The organism is Actinomadura syzygii (assembly GCF_008085905.1).
Taxonomy (GTDB): Bacteria; Actinomycetota; Actinomycetes; order Streptosporangiales; family Streptosporangiaceae; genus Spirillospora; species Spirillospora syzygii.
Window position 1 is genome coordinate 74,863 of record NZ_VSFF01000007.1, and the last position, 16,786, is coordinate 91,648.

The window sequence follows — 16,786 nt, forward strand, 5'->3', positions numbered from 1 at the left end:
TGAGCGCGGAGATCCCCTGGTCTGGTCGCGGTTTCGGCGTCCGGTCCGGCGAGTTGACAAACGTCCCGGCGGAAGCATTTGTCTCGTTTCGGTTGCGGAGCCTCCCACGGCCTCGGGCATTGTGTCTCCCCGTAAGCACCCCCGAGCGGTGCCGGGCCGGAGCGCGTCCCCTCGAACGAACGCGCGCGACGGACGGGCGTCGACCTGGTCCGGAGCCGCCCCGCGGCGGGCCGGACCGGGGGTGAGGCATCTCGTGCGCGTGTCCATGCGCGTGCGACCGTCGGAAGGACCGCCTTGTACGGAGACCGTCCAGGGTCCCCTAGGCGAGACGATCGACAGAGCTTCGACCCCTCGGAGCCGTGGCAGGCCGCGGCTCCGTCCCCGACTTCCGACCAGGCGCGGCACCCTTCCGAGGTGCCCCTGGTCTCCCAGGCGCAGCCCGCCGCCCAGGACACCCTCGCCGCACCGGTCGCCCCGCACGAGGACGACGTCAAGGTCGCCGGTGAGCGTCCCCGGACCGGCGGCCCGGCCCCGGGCGACACGTTCGGCTTCGACGCCGAGCCGCTCGGCGCCTCCGGGGCCGACGACCGCGACGAGATCGCGTCCCGCGGACCGGCCTCGCGCCGCGCGCCCCGCTCCGGCGGCGGCGCGGGCGGGCGCAACGGCCTGCGGATCGCCGCGATCGCGGCCGGCGCCGTGGTGGTGCTCGGCGGCGCGACCGCCGGCGCGCTCGCGCTGACCGGCGGCGGCTCCGACGACGGCACGCAGACCGTCAAGCCGACCAGGCAGCTCGCCGACGCGGCGGCGCCGAAGGTCGACCCGAAGGTGCTGGAGGAGCAGCGGCGGCAGCTCGCCCTCGAGCGCGCCTCCCGCGAGACGCGCGAGGACGGCGGCAAGGGCCCGTCCCTGCTGCCGAAGGGCAAGCCGCTCCCCACCAAGACGCCGAAGCCGGGCGACGGCGACGGCGGGGGCGGCACCGGCGGCGGGCCGTCCGGCGACCCCGTCCCGGCGGGCGAGGCGCAGCGGATCGCGAAGGGCCTCCTGCCGGGCTACGGGTTCAGCGGCTCCGGCCAGTTCGGCTGCCTGGTGAACCTGTGGAACAGGGAGAGCGGCTGGAACACGCACGCCGCAAACCCGTCCGGCGCGTACGGCATCCCGCAGGCGCTGCCCGGCTCGAAGATGGCGAGCGCCGGTCCCGACTGGCAGAACAACGCCACCACGCAGATCAAGTGGGGCCTCGGCTACATCAAGAGCCGCTACAAGACGCCGTGCGGCGGATGGTCGCACTTCCAGTCGGTGGGCTGGTACTAGACCCGGGGACGGGGTTCAGGCGCTCGGCGGCCGGGTCATCCGGAGCACGTCGAGCGCCTCGTCCAACTGCTCGACGGTCAGCTTGCCCTCGTCGACGTAGCCGCGTTCGAGGACGACCTCGCGGATCGTCCTGCGCTCGCTGAGCGCCTGCTTGGCGACCTTGGCCGCCTCCTCGTACCCGATGTACCGGTTGAGCGGCGTCACGATCGACGGGGACGACTCGGCGTACTCGCGCAGCCGCTCCACGTCGGCCTCGATCCCGTCCACGCAGCGGTCGGCGAGGAGCCGCGAGGCGTTCGCCAGCAAGGTGATCGACTCCAGCACGTTGCGGGCCAGCATCGGCAGCATGACGTTCAGCTCGAAGCTGCCGGACGCCCCGCCGAACGCGATCGCCGCGTCGTTCCCGACGACCTGCGCGGCGACCTGCGTCACCGCCTCCGGGATCACCGGGTTCACCTTGCCCGGCATGATCGACGAGCCGGGCTGCAGGTCGGGCAGCCGGATCTCGCCGAGCCCGGCCCGCGGCCCCGACCCCATCCAGCGCAGATCGTTGGCGATCTTGGTGAGGCTCACCGCGACGGTGCGGAGCGCGCCGCTCGTCTCGACGAGGCCGTCCCGGGCGCCCTGCGCCTCGAAGTGGTCGCGGGCCTCGGTCAGCGGCAGCCCGCTCTCCCGGACGATCTCCGCGATGACGCGCGCCGCGAAGCCCGGCGGGGTGTTGATGCCGGTGCCGACCGCCGTCCCGCCGAGGGGCAGCTCCGCGAGCCGCGGCAGGACGGCCTCCAGCCGCTCCACGCCGCGCGCGACCTGCGCCGCGTAACCGCCGAACTCCTGGCCGAGCGTGACGGGCGTCGCGTCCATCAGGTGCGTGCGGCCGGACTTCACCACGGTCGCGAACTCGTCCGCCTTGCGCGCCAGCGCGGCCTGGAGATGGCGCAGCGCGGGCGTCAGCTCGTTCAGGACGGACCAGGTCGCCGCGATGTGGATGGAGGAGGGGAACACGTCGTTCGACGACTGAGAGGCGTTCACGTGGTCGTTGGGATGGACCGGACGGCCGAGCCGCTCCTCCGCCAGCGTCGCCACGACCTCGTTCGCGTTCATGTTGGACGACGTCCCCGATCCGGTCTGGAAGACGTCGACGGGGAACTGGTCGTCCCACCGGTTGTCCGCGACCTCCCGGGCGGCCTCGGCGATCGCCGCCGCGACGTCCGCGTCCAGCACGCCGAGCTCGGCGTTCACGACCGCCGCCGCGGCCTTGATCCGGCCGAGCGCGGCGATGTGCGCCGACTCCAGCGTCCGCCCGGAGACCGGGAAGTTCTGCACGGCGCGCTGCGTCTGCGCCCGCCACTTCGCCGCCGCCGGGACCCGGACCTCGCCCATCGAGTCGCGCTCGACCCGGAACTCCTGCTCGTCCATCGCCAGCCTTCCGTAGCGTTCGCCGCCGTCCTTCATGGCAGCCAGGCGGGTGGCTCACGCATTCCCCGGGGTGAGGCGGCTCACTCCTCGCTCTTCACTCCCCGCCGGTCACTGCTTGTTGAGGGCGTAGTTCCGGCGCTCGCCGGGGGTGCCGAGCGGCTTGCGCAGGCCGTTGACCCAGACGTCGCAGGCGGACGCGTCGTAGATGACCGCGTTGATCCGGGGCTGGTCGTACTGGCGCGCCTCGCTCTCGAGGAGGGTCTCGTCGCTGAGCACGGGGCCGTCCGGGACCGATACGAAGATCTTGCACGCGGAGTTGCGCGCCCGGACGACCAGCGTGCTGGTGGCGACGCCGGCCGGGACGTCCTGCACGCCGCCCGCCGGGCTCGACGCCTCGGTCGGCGACGGCCCGGGGCTCTCCTTCATCATCCCGACGATCAGCGCGGTGGCGCCGATCCCGCAGGACGCGATGGTCGCGCCGACCAGCCCGATCACGACGGCCACCCGGTAGCGGGGCGTCGGCGGGCGCCGTCCGGTCCGCGGACCGGCCAGGGCACGCTCCAGACGGTCGACGGCGCGAGCGTGGCTGAGCCTTCGCGTGGGGTTCTTCTCCAGCAGCCCGGTCACGACCGACGTGAGCGCGCCCGCGTTCTGCGGGGCGGGCGTCGACTCGTTCGCGAGCGCGCTGAGCGTCGCCATCACGTTCTCGCGCTCGAACGGCGGGCGGCCCTCCAGCGCGGCGTACATCGTCGCGCCGAGGGACCACAGGTCGGAGCGCGGGGTGGCCTTCTCCCCGGCGGCGACCTCGGGCGCCACGTACGCGGGCGAGCCCATGAAGTGGCCCGTCTTCGTCAGGCTCGCCGAGCCGGACGAGAACGCGAGCCCGAAGTCGGTGAGGACGACGCGGTCGCCGTCCAGCAGGACGTTGCTGGGCTTGAGGTCGCGGTGCACGATCCCGGCCTTGTGCGCGGTGCCGAGGGCGTCCAGCAGGGCGCGGCCGATGTGCGCGACCCGCTCGGGCGGCAGCGGGCCCGAGCGCTCGATGAGCTGCTCGAGGCTGGGCGCCTCGATCATCTCCATCACGATCCAGGGCCGGCCCTGCTCGATGACCACGTCGTACACCTCGACGATGGAGTGCGTGCGCAGCTGTGCGGGCGCGCGCGCCTCCCGGAGGGTGCGGCGGTAGAAGACCACCCGGTCGTTCTCGGAGAGGTTCTCGGGGAGCCGCAGCTCCTTGATCGCGACGGCGCGATCCAGGAGCTCGTCGTGCCCTCTCCACACGGTGCCGTTGGCACCCTGACCTATTTCCGAGACCAGCCGGTAGCGCGTCGCTAGAACGAGGCGCTCTGACTGTGACATGGCGGAAAAGATACCGGAGTGGCCAGGCGGTCAGCGGGGAGACCTCATGACCGACTTGGATTTCCGGCCGATAAAGTGATCTACCAGCAAGAAACCGTCAGCGGTGGTCAAGCCGGAAGTCCCCGCCCGCGATTTCGGGCGTCCCGCCGGCGGGTTCGGCGCCTTCCGTCAGCGCCTGCCGATGGTGAGGACGGGGCCGGTGGTGTCGGCGAAGAAGTCCTGGCCCTTGTCGTCCACGACGATGAAGGCGGGGAAGTCCTCGACCTCGATCTTCCAGACGGCCTCCATGCCGAGTTCCGCGTACTCCAGGACGTCGACCTTCTTGATGCAGTCCTGGGCGAGGCGGGCGGCGGGGCCGCCGATGGAGCCGAGGTAGAAGCCGCCGTGCTCCTTGCAGGCGTCGGTGACCTGCTTGGACCGGTTGCCCTTCGCCAGCATGACGAGCGAGCCGCCCGCGGCCTGGAACTGCTCGACGTAGGAGTCCATGCGCCCGGCGGTGGTGGGGCCGAACGAGCCGGACGCGTAGCCCTCGGGCGTCTTGGCCGGTCCCGCGTAGTAGACGGCGTGGTCGCGCAGGTACCGCGGCATGGGCTCGCCCGCGTCCAGCCGCTCCTTGATCTTGGCGTGCGCGATGTCGCGGGCCACGACGAGCGGGCCGGTCAGCGACAGCCGGGTCCTCACCGGGTAGCGGGTCAGCTCGGCGCGGATCTCGTCCATCGGACGGTTCAGGTCGATCCGGACGACCTCGTCGTTCAGGTGCTCGTCGGTCGTCTCCGGGAGGTACTGGGCGGGGTCGGTCTCCAGCCGCTCCAGGAACACGCCGTCCGCGGTGATCTTGGCGAGGGCCTGCCGGTCGGCGCTGCACGACACCGCGATCGCCACCGGGCAGGACGCGCCGTGCCGCGGCAGCCTGATCACCCGGACGTCGTGGCAGAAGTACTTGCCGCCGAACTGCGCGCCGATGCCGAGCTTCTGCGTCAGCTCGAACACCTGGAGCTCAAGCTCCAGGTCGCGGAAGCCGTTCCCGAGCGGGGAGCCGCCGGTCGGCAGCGTGTCGAGGTAGTGGGCCGAGGCGTACTTGGCGGTCTTCAGCGCGTACTCGGCGGACGTCCCGCCCACCACGATCGCCAGGTGGTACGGCGGGCACGCGGCGGTGCCGAGGGAGCGGATCTTCTCCTCAAGGAAGGCCAGCATCCGCTTCGGGTTCAGGACGGCCTTCGTCTCCTGGTACAGGAACGACTTGTTCGCGCTGCCGCCGCCCTTGGCCATGAACAGGAACTTGTAGGCGTCGCCCGGGGCCGCGTACAGCTCGATCTGCGCGGGGAGGTTGCTGCCGGTGTTCTTCTCGTCCCACATCGACAGCGGCGCCATCTGCGAGTAGCGCAGGTTCAGCTTCGTGTAGGCGTCGTAGACGCCGCGCGACAGGTGCCTCTCGTCGTCGCCGTCCGTCAGGACGTGCTGGCCGCGCTTGCCCATCACGATCGCGGTCCCGGTGTCCTGGCACATGGGCAGGACGCCGCCGGACGCGATGCCCGCGTTCTTCAGCAGGTCCAGTGCGACGAACCGGTCGTTCGGGGACGCCTCGGGGTCGTCCAGGATGCGGCGGAGCTGCGCCAGGTGCGCGGGGCGCAGCAGGTGCGCGATGTCGCGCATCGCCGTCTCCGTCAGCAGCCGCAGGGCCTCCGGCTCGACCTGGAGGAACGTCCGTCCGCCCGCCTCGAACGCGGAGACCCCGTCGGAGGTGAGCAGCCGGTAGTCGGTCTCGTCCGGGCCGAGCGGCAGCAGGTCGGTGTGGGCGAACTCAGGCATCTCAGACAGTTCCTCGCGCGATCGACGTGTCAGGCGGGTATGGGCTCACAGGTTACGGGCTCGGGCGCCGCCCGCTCACGGGGCCCGGGCCGGTCGCGGCGGGCGCGCAGGCCGACGACCACGCCCGCGGTGACCAGCGCGGCGCCGGTCAGGTCCGCCGGGCCCGGCCGGCCGAGGCCGAGCGCGACCGTCGTGATCACCGCGCTGATCGGGATGAGGCCCGCGAACAGCCCGGCGCGGTCGGCGCCGAGCCGTCCGATGGAGCCGTACCAGAGCAGGAACGCGACCGTCGTGACGATCACCGACAGGTAGCCGAAGCCCGCCAGCTCGGCGGCGGTGGGCGTGCGCAGGACGGACGTCCCGTCCGCGGCGAGGCCGACCGCGAGCAGCATCGGCGCGGCCAGCGCGGACGAGTAGGCCGAGACCCGCAGCGGCCCGAGTCGCGGCAGCAGCGGGACGGCCAGCAGCGAGAAGCAGACCTCGCCCGCGAGCGCGCCCAGCGACAGCAGCAGCCCCCGGACGCTGCCGCCGCCGAACCCGGTGGCGAGCGCGGCCCCGGCGGCCACCACGCACGCCGACAGGACGAGCGCGGGCGACGGCCGCCGTCCCTCCAGCAGCGGCCCGGCCAGCGCGAGGACGATCGGCACCGCCGCGATCACGGTGCCGATGGTGGCCGGGCTCGTGTCCCTGGTGGCGGCGACGATGCAGACGTTGAACGCGACGAGGCCCGTCCCGGCGAGCGCGGCGAGGAGCAGCCAGTCCCGGAGCGCCGGGCGCCGGTGCCGCCCGCCCGCGAACCGCGCCACCGCGAGCAGGATCAGCGCCGCGACCGCGTACCTGGCGGCCTGCCCGCCGAAGACCGGGTAGTCCGAGATCGTCGCGGACACGGCGGTCAGCGTCCCGACGAGGAACATCGCCGTCCCGGCGCCCGCCATGCCGCGTTTGTTCGCACTGTTCATGGAAGAGAACGCTAGAAGGTGGTTGGTCCATGAAGAAGGGCCAATGGAGGCGTGCCAAAGTGGACCAAATACCGTGTGGTGACGCGCGCACTCCGTCTTGACGCTGAGAGTCATGTGACCGACCTTCATCTCCCGCTCGACCGGACCGCCGGGCGGCTCGCGGCCCAGATCGCCGCCGGCTTCCGCGCGGCCGTCCGGTCCGGCCGGCTCACCGCCGGGACCCGGCTGCCGTCGAGCCGCGACCTGGCGCGCGACCTGGACGTCTCGCGCGGCGTCGTCGTCGCCGCCTACGAGCAGCTCACCGCCGAGGGGTTCCTCGTCGCGCGGCGCGGGGACGGCACCCGCGTCGCGCCGCTGGCCCGCCCGGACGAGGCCCGGCCCGCGCCGCAGCGCGTCCGGCACCCGTCGTGCGACACCGCCCCGGAGCCCGAGGTGCAGTACGACCTGTGGCCGAGCAAGCCGGACCTGTCGGCGTTCCCCCGGGAGCGGTGGATCGCCGCCGCCCGCTCCGCGCTGCGCACGCTGCCGCACGACGCGCTGACCTACCCGGACCCGGGCGGCGTCGGCGTCCTGCGCGCCGAACTCGCCGGATACCTCGGCCGGGTGCGCGCGGCGCACGCCGACCCGTCCCGCGTCGTGATCATGAACGGGGTGGCGCACGGGCTGTCGGCGCTGCTCCGGCTGCTGCGCGCCACCGGGCACACGATCCTCGCGGTCGAGGACCCGACGAGCGACCGGCAGCTCCCGATGCTGGACGCGTCCGGGCTGCGGATCGTCCGCGTCCCCGTCGACGGCGACGGGCTGGACGTCGCCGCGCTCGCCCGGACCGGGGCGCGGGCCGTGCTCGTCACGCCCGCGCACCAGTTCCCGACCGGGGTCGTGCTGTCGGCGTCCCGGCGGGCGCAGCTCATCGCCTGGGCGCGCGACGTGGACGGGCTCGTCGTGGAGGACGACTACGACGCCGAGTTCCGCTACGACCGCGAGCCCGTCGGCTGCCTCCAGGGCGTCGACCCGGACCGGGTCGTGCTGCTCGGCTCGGTGAGCAAGTCGCTGGCCCCGGCGCTGCGCCTCGGCTGGGCGGTCGCGCCGCCGCGGGTGGCCGAGCGGCTCACCGCGCACCGCGGCGTGACCGACCTCGGCGCGCCCGTCCTGGAGCAGTACGCGCTCGCCGAGTTCCTCAGGTCGGGCGGCTACGACCGGCACCTGCGCACCATGCGGCGCCGCTACCGGGCCCGGCGGGACGCGCTGGCCGACGCGCTCGCCGTCCACCTCCCGGACGCGGCGGTTCGCGGCGTCTCGGCGGGTATCCACTTCTACGTGGAACTGCCCGCCGGGTGCGACGAGGAGGCCGTCGTCGACGCCGCGCTGCGCGCCGGGGTGTCGGTGGCGGGCGCGCGTTCGACGTGGTCGCACGGCCGGGCGGAGGGCGCGGCGCCCGCGCTCGTGCTCGGCTACGCGCGGCTGTCGGAGAGCCGCCTGGTCAAGGCCGCGCAACTGCTGGGTCAAGCGGTTGCGGGCGGTGCTCGGGGGTAGGAACAGCATCCCCGGTGTAGGAGGTATGCATGAGTCTGGAAGAGGCCGCGCGGCAGCTCAAGATGGCGGGCCACGACGCGCAGGTCGCCTTCGACTGCGTCGGCCTGGGCGACCTCGAAAGGGCGCAGGAGCACGCCGTCACGCTACGGGCGGCGGCCGACGCCGCCGAGCTGGCGCTGAGCCGCGCCCTGACCGACCTGACGCCGGAAGAGGCCCAGGCGGAGGGCGAACGCGCGATCAAAGCCCTCGAAGACGCCTGACCGCTCCCAGTAGGGCCCCCGCCCGCGCTCCGGCGCGGCCGGGGGCTCGTCCACGTCCGCCGTCGTCAAGCGACCGGGCGCTCCATCGCCGGAGCGTCGGGCCGCGCCCCCTTCACCGGGTCCGGGGCGAAGCCCTTCGCCGTCGCGAACACGACCAGGACCAGCGCCGCCGGGACGACGAACGCGATCCGCAGCCCGTGGTCGTCGCTGAGCGGCGCGATCGCCCCGACCACGGCCGCGCCCAGCACGAACCCGACGTAGTTGAAGATGTTCACGCGGGCGACGGCCACGCCGAGTCCGGTCGGGTCGACCCGTCCGGCGGCGGAGAAGGACACCGGGGCGATCACGCTCAGCCCGAGCCCCGCGACCGCGAACGCGGCGATCGCGACGGCGGCGTTCGGCGCGGCCACCACGCCGACCATCCCGGCGAGCCCCACCGCCCCGCCGAGCCGGACGACCCGCACCGCCCCCGACCGCCGGACGGCGAGGTCCGCGACCGCCCGGCTGGCCACCATCGTGACCTGGTAGGCGACGTAGCCGAGCGGCGCGACCCAGTCGCTCGCGGACAGCTCGTCGTCCAGGTACTTGGCGCCGTAGCTGGAGATCGCGGAGTCGGCGAGGTAGGCGACGGCCATCGCCGCGCCGACGACGAGGATCGGCCGCCACGGCACCCGCCGTCCGGCCGCCTTCAGCTCGGCGGCGGTCGGCCCGTCGCCCTCCTCGGCGCGCCGGTAGAGCCCGCGGCCGGTGGCGAGGGACCCGGCGACGCCCGCCGCGGCGGCGATCGCGAAACCGGCGAACAGCGGCAGGTCGATCTTGTTGGTGAGGGACGCCCACAGCCCGCCGAGGATCCCGGCGACGCTCCACACCGCGTAGAAGCCGGTGATCAGGCTGACCCCGTAGCGCCGCTCGACCGCGACGGCCTGCGCGTTCATGGAGGCGTCCACCGCCCCGACGAACAGCCCGAACGCCGCGACCGCCAGGTAGAGGGCGAGATCGTTGTCGCCGGTGAGCCCGATGAGCGCGATCGTGACGGCGACCGCGGGCTGGGACGCGCGCAGCACCGGACCGCTGCCGAACCGCGCGAACAGCGCCCCGGACGCGACGCTGCCCACCCCGGCGATCAGCGGCACCATCAGCAGCACCAGCGACAGCGTCGCGTCGCTGAGGTGGTGCGAATCCTGGATCCGCGGCACCTGCGTGACGAGCGAGGCGAAACAGAGCCCCTGGACGGCGAACGCCGCGTAAGCGGCGAACCGGGCCTGGCGGTCCCGCCCGGTGACCGCCCGGCTGGTTCGGCTGCCCTCGCTCATGCGGCCCGACCTTCCTGCACCACGCAATGTGAATAAGATTCGCGTCAGCGTAGGGACAGGTCGGGCCCCAGGTCAACGGCCCGGCCGGGACCGGTCCACGGGCGTCAGGCGATGAGCCGCCTGCGCATCCCGCGGACGGCGATCACCCACATCAGCGCGGCGAACGCGATGAGCCCGGCGAGATGCCCGAGGTCGGCCAGCGGGTCGAGGCCGAAGACCGCGTCCCGGACCAGCTCCACGCAGTGGTAGAGCGGGTTGAGGTAGGAGACCTTCTGCGCCCAGTCCGGCAGCGAGTCGATCGGGAAGAACGTTCCGGCGATCAGGAACAGCGGCGTCACGACCCCGGTGATCACGTAGTCGAAGGAGTTGATCGACGGGACGACCGACGACGTCCACATGCCGAACAGCCCGAAGCCGAGCGCGGTGAAGAACGTCACGAACGGGACGAGCAGCATCCCCGGCGCCGGGTCGAGGCCGAAGAACATGCCGACGACGATCGGCGTGCACGAGTACACCGCCGACTTCGCCGCGATCCACAGCGCCTCGCCCGTGACCAGCTCGTGGACGTCCACCGGCGCGGCCAGCATCCCGTCGTAGGTGTGCTGGAACACGCGCCTGATGTAGCCGTTGAACATCCCCGGGAACACCGACGTGAACAGCGCGGCCGTGCCGACGACGCCGGTCGCGACGAAGTCCAGGTACCGGTAGTTCCCGATCACCGCGACCATCGAGCCGAACCCGTAGCCGAACGCGAGCAGGAAGAACGTCGGCTCCACCATCGAGGCGAACGACTGCGACTTCCAGTACCGCTTGTAGAGCGCCAGCTCGTGCCGCCAGATCCCGCGCACCGGCGCCATCTCGAACCGCCGCAACCGCGGCGCCCGCTCGGTCTGGGCCGTCATTCCACGCGCTCCCCAGTAAGCACAACGAACACGTCCTCAAGGTTGGCGGCGCGGCGGACGCCGTCCGGGCCCAGTTCGTCCTCCAGGGACGGCGGGATCGTCTCGGCCTTGAGCACCGACACCGACGGGCCGGTGCGGCGGGTCGGCAGCCCGGACGCCCGCGCCAGCCGCTCCACCTCCGTCAGCCTGTCCGGCGGCCCGTAGTGCTCGACGACCCGGTCGCCCGCGTACTCGGCGACGAGGTCGGCGGGCGAGCCCCGGGCGATCACCCGGCCGTGCGACATCAGCGCGCACTCGTCCGCCAGCCGCTCCGCCTCCTCGATGTAGTGCGTGGACATGAGGACGGTCGTGCCGCGCGCCCGCAGCCCGTCGATCAGGCCCCACAGCTCGGCCCGGACCTGCGGGTCGAGGCCGACGGTCGGCTCGTCCAGCAGCACCAGGGCGGGACGGTGCACGAGCCCCCGCGCGATCAGCAGCCGCCGCCGCATGCCGCCGGACAGGTCGTCCACCTTCGTGAGCTGCCGCCCGGTCAGGTGCGCGATCTCCAGCGCGTCGTCCACGGCCTGCCGCCGCGCCCCGCGCGGCACCCGGTACAGGTGCGCGAACACCTCCAGGTTCTCGCGGGCCGTCAGCTCCTCGTCGAGGTTGTCCTGCTGCGGGACGACGCCCATCGCCGCCCGCGCCCGCTTCGACTCGCGCGGGACCCGGAAGCCGAGCACTTCGATCTCGCCCTCGTCGGCGATGGCCTGGGCGGTCAGCATCTTCATCGTGGTCGACTTGCCGGCGCCGTTCGGGCCGAGCAGCCCGAGGCAGACGCCGGTGGGGACCTCCAGGTCCAGCCCGTCCACGGCGGTGAAGTCGCCGAACCGTTTCACCACGCCGCGGAGGCTGATCGCCGCCGCGCCGGAGCTCGCCCGGGCAGCGGCGATCCGCGTACGTTGCAAGGTCATGCCCCCACATTAGGAAAATTCGTTGACATAACCCCAACCGTTTTCCGGTGGGGCTCCGGCCCGGCGCGGCGGCTAACCTTCTGGTGTGCCCCACCCCGATGACCGGTCCCGCCCCGCGGCGGGGAAGGCGACGCCCGTGCGCGACCTGCGCGCGTCCGACGCCGACCGGGACCGGGTCGCCGCCGTCCTCGGCGAGGCCCTCGCGGACGGCAGGCTCACCGCCGACGAGCACGCCGACCGCACCGGCCGCGCGCTCGCCGCCCGCACGCTGGGCGAGCTGACCGGCCTCACCGCCGACCTCATCCCGGCGGAGGCGCAGCCCATCCTGGTGGACGACCGCCCCGTCTCGGTCTTCTTCGGACGCACCCGCCGCGACGGGCGCTGGGTCGTCCCCGTGAAGCTCCCCCTCCTCGCCCTGTTCGGGACGGTCGAGCTCGACCTGCGCGAGGCCGTCCTGCAGCGCCGCCACATCGTGGTCGACTCCCTCGTGCTCGGCGGGCGGATCAGGCTGCTCGTCCCGGACGGCGTCCGCGTGGACGTCACCGGCCGCACCATCCTCAGCACCCGCGACCTGCGCGCCCGCCCGGCGGCCGAGGGGCCGACGATCGAGGTCGGCGGCACGCTGATCTTCGGCTCGGTGCGGGTCCGGACGCCGAAGCGGACGCTGCGCTCGCGCGTCCGGGGCCGCCTCGGCCGCGGCCGCTAGCCGCCGCGTCCCGCGGGCCCTACACGGCGGTGTCGAAGTTGATCGAGCTATAGGCGCGCAGCTTGCCGAGCTGGTGCTCGCTGGAGATCGTCCGGATCGTGCCGCTGCGGGAGCGCATCACCAGCGAGTGCGTGACCGCCGTGCCCTTGCTGTACCGGACGCCGTCGACCAGTTCCCCGTCGGTGATGCCGGTCGCGGCGAAGAACACGTCGTCGGAGGTCACGAGGTCGTCGGTGGTGAGGACGCGGCCGAGGTCGTGCCCCGCGTCCGTCGCCTTGCGGCGCTCGGCGTCGTCCTGCGGCCACAACCGGCCCTGGATCACTCCGCCGAGCGCCTTGATCGCGCACGCCGCGATGATGCCCTCCGGGGTTCCGCCGATGCCGAGCAGCAGGTCCACGCCGGTGCCGGGCCGGGACGCCATGATCGCGCCCGCGACGTCGCCGTCCAGGATGAACTTGATCCGCGCGCCCGCCTCCCGGACCTCCTTGACGATGCCCTCGTGCCGCGGCCGGTCCAGGATGCAGACGGTGACGTCGTTCGCCGAGGAGCCCTTGGCGCGGGCGATCGCGCGGATGTTGTCGGCGATCGGACGCTCGATGTCGACGGCGTCCGCCGCCTCCGGGCCGGTCACGAGCTTCTCCATGTAGAACACCGCGGACGGGTCGAACATCGACCCGCGCGGCGCCACCGACAGCACCGCGACCGCGTTGCTCATGCCGAGCGCGGTCAGCCGCGTCCCGTCCACGGGGTCGACCGCGACGTCGCACTCGGCGCCGGAGCCGTCCCCGACCTCCTCGCCGTTGTAGAGCATGGGCGCGTTGTCCTTCTCGCCCTCGCCGATCACCACGACGCCCCGCATGGACACCGTGTTGATCAGTTGCCGCATGGCGTTCACCGCGGCCCCGTCCGCGCCGTTCTTGTCGCCCCGCCCGACCCAGCGGGCCGCGGCCATCGCGGCGGCCTCGGTGACCCGGACCAGCTCCATCGCCAGGTTGCGGTCCGGCGCCGCCGGCTCGGTCGTGAGGGGGGACGAGACGCCGGTCTCCTCGGCGGGGGCGGAGACGGCGCCGGCGGACGCGGCGGCGGAGGCGGGGTTGGCGGCGGGGTTGGACACGTCTGGCATGGCGGCGCGGCCCTTTCGATCGGTGGTCACTCGAATTCTCGGTGGGCCGGACGTCCGGCAACAAATTGGACCAGACCAGCCGCACCACGCCATGTACCGGCACGGATGGCCACGTACGGCCCCGAGACGGATTTGACGGTCGCCCGGGCAAGGGATCGTTTCCCCCTGGGAGAGGGCGTAATCTCAGGCATCATGAGCAGCCACATCGACGTGCCGTCCGGTGAGGTGACGCAGAACGGGGACGCGGCGACCGCCGGCGCCCCCGCGCGCACCTCCGACCGCGGGGCGGCCACGCGCGGCGCCCTGCTGGCCGCGGCCCGGGACGTCTTCTGCGAGTCGGGCTTCGCCCAGGCCGCGGTGACCGACATCGTCGCCCGCGCCGGCGCGAGCGTCGGCAGCCTGTACCACCACTTCAACGGCAAGGCCGACCTGTACCTGACGCTGTTCGAGGAGTTCCAGGCCGGGCAGCAGGAGCGCACCCGCAAGGCGATCAGCGCCGTCCGGGAGGCGGGCGAGACCGACCCGATGCGGCAGTTCATCGCGGGCGCGGGCGCCTACCTCGACGGCTGCCTGGCGCAGCGGCACGTGTCCCGGCTGTTCATCTCGGGCGACGGCCCGCCCGGCTTCGACCGGGTCATGCGGCAGCGGCTCGGCAAGTGGGCGCGCCGCAACGCCGCCCTGTTCCACACCGCCGACGGCGGCGTGGACGAGGCCCTCGTCATGGTGCTGACCGGCGCGATGGCGGGCGCGGTCTCGGAGATCTCCCTGATGGACGACGAGGACGCCGCGCGCCGCCTCGCCGACGAGATCATGGCCATCGTCGGGACGATCGGGAACCCCCGTACGGGGCAGCGCTGACCGTGCGGGATGCTGGAGGGGTGACCGACAAGACCCCGTCCTCCATCCCGGAGGCCGAACCCGCCGCCGCCGAGACTCCGCCGGAGGGCGCCTCCGGCGGGCGCCCCGTGGTCGAGGTGAGCCCGGCCGTGCACAAGCGGCTGACCACCGGGCTCGGCGGCTTCGCGATGGCGATGGGCGCCTGCCTGGTGCTCGTCTTCGCGATCTACCTGGTCGCGCCGCGCGGCGAGAGCGAGGCCGATCCCGTCGTCGACTACGGCTCGCAGCTCTGGGCGATGCGCAGCGACGCGCCCTACACGGTGCACGCGCCGGAGGGGCTGCCGCCGACGTGGCGTCCGACCAGCTCCCGGCTGACCGGGCTCGGCTCCGGCTCGAAGGGGCCCGTCGCCTGGCACCTCGGGTTCGTGACGCCGAGCGAGGAGTACGCGGCGCTGGAGCAGAGCAACGAGAAGGCGTCCGAGTTCGTCCCGCGCATGGCGAACAGCAGCAAGCCGACCGGGACGCAGACGGTGAACGGCGTCGCCTGGACGACCTACCTGAACAAGGGCAAGAAGGCCAACACCCTCGCCCGCACCCTCCCGGACGGGACGAGCCTCGTCGTCACCGGCACCGCGTCCTACGGCGAGCTGGCGGTCCTGGCCGCCGCGCTCAGGCCGCAGGCCAAGAACGGCGGCCTCACCCCGTCGGCGAGCGCGACACCCGGCTCTTAGACGCTTCTAGAAGGGTGCCGGGGCGTCGCCGTTCTCCGGGCGGTCGAGCGCCGCGGCGAGCCGCGCCCGCGCGCCCTCCAGCCACTCCTCGCAGACGGTCGCGAGCCGCTCGCCCCGCTCCCACAGCGCGAGGGACTCCTCCAGCGTCAGACCGCCCGCCTCCAGCCGCCTGACGACGTCCGCCAGCTCGTCCCGCGCCTGCTCGTACGACGGCTTCTCCGCCGTCCCCTTGTCCTCGGCCACCCGACCCACCCTATGGCCCCCTACGGCTCCCCGCGCTCGGCCACGGTGACGCCGAGCCGGCCGCCGGCGAGCCGGACGTGCAGCGCCTCGCCGTCCTTGACCTCGGCGGGCTCCCGCACGACCGAGGCGTCCTCCCGCTGGACGATCGCGTACCCGCGCTCCAGCGTCGCGGCGGGGGACAGGGCGAGCAGCCGGGCGCGGGTGTGCGACAGCTCGTCCGCGGCCCGGTCGAGCGCGCCGGACAGGCACCGCCGCGACCGGTCGCGCAGCGCCGCGACCTGCTCGGACTGCCGCTCGACCTCGCGCACCGGGTCGGCCAGCGCGGGCCGCGACCGGACCGCCGCGAGCCACGCCAGCTCCCGCTCGACGGCCCCGGACAGGCACCGCCGCCCACGGTCCCGCAGCTGCCGGACGAGTTGGAGCTGCTCCCGCACGTCCGGGACGGCCTTCTTCGCCGCGTCCGTCGGGGTGGACGCCCGCACGTCCGCGACCATGTCGAGGATGGGGGAGTCCTGCTCGTGGCCGATCGCGCTGACCACCGGGGTGCGGGCGGCGGCGACCGCGCGGACGAGCGCCTCGTCGGAGAAGGGCAGCAGGTCCTCCATCGCGCCGCCGCCGCGCGCGATGACGATCACGTCGATCTCGGGGTCGGCGTCGAGCGCGCGCAGCGCCTCCATCACCTCGCCGACCGCGTACGTGCCCTGCACGGCGGTGTTCTCCACCCGGAACGCGACGGCGGGCCACCGCCGCCGCGCGTTCTGCAGGACGTCGTGCTCGGCGTCGGAGTCGCGCCCGCAGATCAGCCCGATCTTGCCGGGCAGGAACGGGAGCGGCCGCTTGCGCTCCGGCCGGAACAGCCCCTCCGCCGCCAGGACGCCCTTGAGCCGCTCCAGCCGGGCCAGCAGTTCCCCGACGCCGACCGGGCGGACCTCCAGGACGCTGAGCGAGAACGTCCCGCGGTTGATCCAGAAGTCGGGCTTGGCGTGCACGACCACGCGGGCGCCGTCGGCGACGGCGGGCCCGGCCGCCTCGAACACGGCGCGCGGCCCGACGAGCCGCACCGACATGTTGGCGACGGGGTCGCGGAGCGTGACGTAGACCGTGCCGCCGCGGGCGTTGAGATCGGTGATCTGGCCCTCGACCCAGATGCGGCCGAGCCTGCCGATCCAGCCGCTCACCGCCTGGAGGACCGTCCGCACCGGGACGGGGGATTCGGCCGTGGTCTCCATCGCCATGCGGGCAGCCTACGGTGCGCGCGGTGACCGGGCGCGCCATGATCCGGTGTGACGGAGGAGACATGTCTCCGGCTTCCAAAACTTAGACAAGCTAACTTA

General features: G+C 73.4%; 16 protein-coding genes. 6 read left to right on the top strand and 10 right to left on the bottom strand.

Translation table 11 applies throughout. From position 1 onward, the window contains the following. Window positions 1–414 precede the first annotated feature (414 nt). The gene (locus FXF65_RS18255; RefSeq protein ID WP_342787384.1) at window positions 415–1,311 is read left to right on the top strand and encodes an aggregation-promoting factor C-terminal-like domain-containing protein; all 897 of its coding nucleotides are present in this window, start codon (window positions 415–417) and stop codon (window positions 1,309–1,311) included. A 15-nt stretch (window positions 1,312–1,326) separates the two neighbouring features. Here FXF65_RS18255 and FXF65_RS18260 read toward each other — a convergent pair whose 3' ends face one another. The 4 genes from FXF65_RS18260 to FXF65_RS18275 all read right to left on the bottom strand — a co-directional run bounded on the left by FXF65_RS18260 (window position 1,327) and on the right by FXF65_RS18275 (window position 6,854). Next, a complete protein-coding gene (locus FXF65_RS18260; RefSeq protein ID WP_148351561.1) occupies window positions 1,327–2,727 on the bottom strand; it encodes a class II fumarate hydratase in 1,401 nt (466 codons plus the stop codon). A 108-nt stretch (window positions 2,728–2,835) separates the two neighbouring features. Continuing rightward, window positions 2,836–4,086 carry a serine/threonine-protein kinase gene (locus tag FXF65_RS18265; RefSeq protein ID WP_148351184.1) on the bottom strand — a complete coding sequence of 417 codons (1,251 nt, stop codon included), beginning with the start codon at window positions 4,084–4,086 and terminating at the stop codon, window positions 2,836–2,838. Window positions 4,087–4,254: 168 nt separating this feature from the next. Next, window positions 4,255–5,895, bottom strand: a complete 1,641-nt coding sequence (locus tag FXF65_RS18270) for a fumarate hydratase (protein ID WP_148351185.1) — start codon at window positions 5,893–5,895, stop codon at window positions 4,255–4,257. A gap of 29 nt (window positions 5,896–5,924) precedes the next feature. Further along, window positions 5,925–6,854, bottom strand: coding sequence for a DMT family transporter (locus FXF65_RS18275; RefSeq protein WP_148351186.1), 930 nt, complete (start codon window positions 6,852–6,854; stop codon window positions 5,925–5,927). A gap of 114 nt (window positions 6,855–6,968) precedes the next feature. Here FXF65_RS18275 and pdxR point away from each other — a divergent pair, with 114 nt between their 5' ends. Together pdxR and FXF65_RS18285 are read left to right on the top strand one after the other, a co-directional pair. After that, a complete protein-coding gene (gene pdxR / locus FXF65_RS18280) occupies window positions 6,969–8,387 on the top strand; it encodes a MocR-like pyridoxine biosynthesis transcription factor PdxR (RefSeq protein ID WP_148351187.1) in 1,419 nt (472 codons plus the stop codon). 29 nt (window positions 8,388–8,416) lie between these two features. Then, window positions 8,417–8,647 (top strand): hypothetical protein, encoded by a 231-nt coding sequence (locus FXF65_RS18285; protein ID WP_148351188.1) that lies wholly within the window; start codon window positions 8,417–8,419, stop codon window positions 8,645–8,647. A gap of 65 nt (window positions 8,648–8,712) precedes the next feature. On the opposite strand, the gene FXF65_RS18290 is transcribed toward FXF65_RS18285, so the two are convergent. The 3 genes from FXF65_RS18290 to FXF65_RS18300 form a co-directional block, all read right to left on the bottom strand. Beyond that, complete coding sequence (locus tag FXF65_RS18290) at window positions 8,713–9,960, bottom strand: MFS transporter (protein ID WP_148351189.1); 1,248 nt, start codon at window positions 9,958–9,960, stop codon at window positions 8,713–8,715. 104 nt (window positions 9,961–10,064) lie between these two features. After that, entirely contained in the window at window positions 10,065–10,862 is a 798-nt protein-coding gene (locus FXF65_RS18295) for an ABC transporter permease (RefSeq protein ID WP_148351190.1), read from the bottom strand. Further along, window positions 10,859–11,812 (bottom strand): ABC transporter ATP-binding protein, encoded by a 954-nt coding sequence (locus FXF65_RS18300; RefSeq protein WP_187412373.1) that lies wholly within the window; start codon window positions 11,810–11,812, stop codon window positions 10,859–10,861. The genes FXF65_RS18295 and FXF65_RS18300 overlap by 4 nt, the downstream gene beginning before the upstream one ends. A gap of 85 nt (window positions 11,813–11,897) precedes the next feature. Here FXF65_RS18300 and FXF65_RS18305 point away from each other — a divergent pair, with 85 nt between their 5' ends. After that, window positions 11,898–12,518 carry a DUF1707 SHOCT-like domain-containing protein gene (locus FXF65_RS18305; protein ID WP_148351191.1) on the top strand — a complete coding sequence of 207 codons (621 nt, stop codon included), beginning with the start codon at window positions 11,898–11,900 and terminating at the stop codon, window positions 12,516–12,518. A 19-nt stretch (window positions 12,519–12,537) separates the two neighbouring features. On the opposite strand, the gene glpX is transcribed toward FXF65_RS18305, so the two are convergent. Further along, complete coding sequence (gene glpX, locus FXF65_RS18310) at window positions 12,538–13,503, bottom strand: class II fructose-bisphosphatase (protein ID WP_148351563.1); 966 nt, start codon at window positions 13,501–13,503, stop codon at window positions 12,538–12,540. Window positions 13,504–13,833: 330 nt separating this feature from the next. Between glpX and FXF65_RS18320 the strand changes: the two genes are divergently transcribed. Together FXF65_RS18320 and FXF65_RS18325 are read left to right on the top strand one after the other, a co-directional pair. Next, window positions 13,834–14,499, top strand: coding sequence for a TetR/AcrR family transcriptional regulator (locus tag FXF65_RS18320; protein ID WP_148351192.1), 666 nt, complete (start codon window positions 13,834–13,836; stop codon window positions 14,497–14,499). Between the two features lie 20 nt (window positions 14,500–14,519). After that, window positions 14,520–15,209, top strand: coding sequence for a DUF4245 domain-containing protein (locus FXF65_RS18325; protein ID WP_148351193.1), 690 nt, complete (start codon window positions 14,520–14,522; stop codon window positions 15,207–15,209). A 6-nt stretch (window positions 15,210–15,215) separates the two neighbouring features. On the opposite strand, the gene FXF65_RS18330 is transcribed toward FXF65_RS18325, so the two are convergent. Beyond that, on the bottom strand, window positions 15,216–15,452 hold the full coding sequence (locus tag FXF65_RS18330; RefSeq protein ID WP_222868631.1) for an exodeoxyribonuclease VII small subunit: 237 nt from the start codon (window positions 15,450–15,452) through the stop codon (window positions 15,216–15,218). Between the two features lie 20 nt (window positions 15,453–15,472). Further along, the gene (gene xseA, locus FXF65_RS18335) at window positions 15,473–16,687 is read right to left on the bottom strand and encodes an exodeoxyribonuclease VII large subunit (protein ID WP_148351195.1); all 1,215 of its coding nucleotides are present in this window, start codon (window positions 16,685–16,687) and stop codon (window positions 15,473–15,475) included. Window positions 16,688–16,786: the final 99 nt, after the last annotated feature.

What these genes read in the sequence shown, in the direction of transcription:
- FXF65_RS18265 (WP_148351184.1), bottom strand. Translation starts at nt 4,086, where the DNA reads ATGTCACAGTCAGAGCGCCTCGTTCTAGCGACGCGCTACCGGCTGGTC.
- FXF65_RS18285 (WP_148351188.1), top strand. Translation starts at nt 8,417, where the DNA reads ATGAGTCTGGAAGAGGCCGCGCGGCAGCTCAAGATGGCGGGCCACGAC.
- FXF65_RS18270 (WP_148351185.1), bottom strand. Translation starts at nt 5,895, where the DNA reads ATGCCTGAGTTCGCCCACACCGACCTGCTGCCGCTCGGCCCGGACGAG.
- glpX (WP_148351563.1), bottom strand. Translation starts at nt 13,503, where the DNA reads ATGGAGCTGGTCCGGGTCACCGAGGCCGCCGCGATGGCCGCGGCCCGC.
- FXF65_RS18275 (WP_148351186.1), bottom strand. Translation starts at nt 6,854, where the DNA reads ATGAACAGTGCGAACAAACGCGGCATGGCGGGCGCCGGGACGGCGATG.
- xseA (WP_148351195.1), bottom strand. Translation starts at nt 16,687, where the DNA reads ATGGCGATGGAGACCACGGCCGAATCCCCCGTCCCGGTGCGGACGGTC.
- FXF65_RS18300 (WP_187412373.1), bottom strand. Translation starts at nt 11,812, where the DNA reads ATGACCTTGCAACGTACGCGGATCGCCGCTGCCCGGGCGAGCTCCGGC.
- FXF65_RS18295 (WP_148351190.1), bottom strand. Translation starts at nt 10,862, where the DNA reads ATGACGGCCCAGACCGAGCGGGCGCCGCGGTTGCGGCGGTTCGAGATG.
- FXF65_RS18260 (WP_148351561.1), bottom strand. Translation starts at nt 2,727, where the DNA reads ATGGACGAGCAGGAGTTCCGGGTCGAGCGCGACTCGATGGGCGAGGTC.
- FXF65_RS18320 (WP_148351192.1), top strand. Translation starts at nt 13,834, where the DNA reads ATGAGCAGCCACATCGACGTGCCGTCCGGTGAGGTGACGCAGAACGGG.
- FXF65_RS18290 (WP_148351189.1), bottom strand. Translation starts at nt 9,960, where the DNA reads ATGAGCGAGGGCAGCCGAACCAGCCGGGCGGTCACCGGGCGGGACCGC.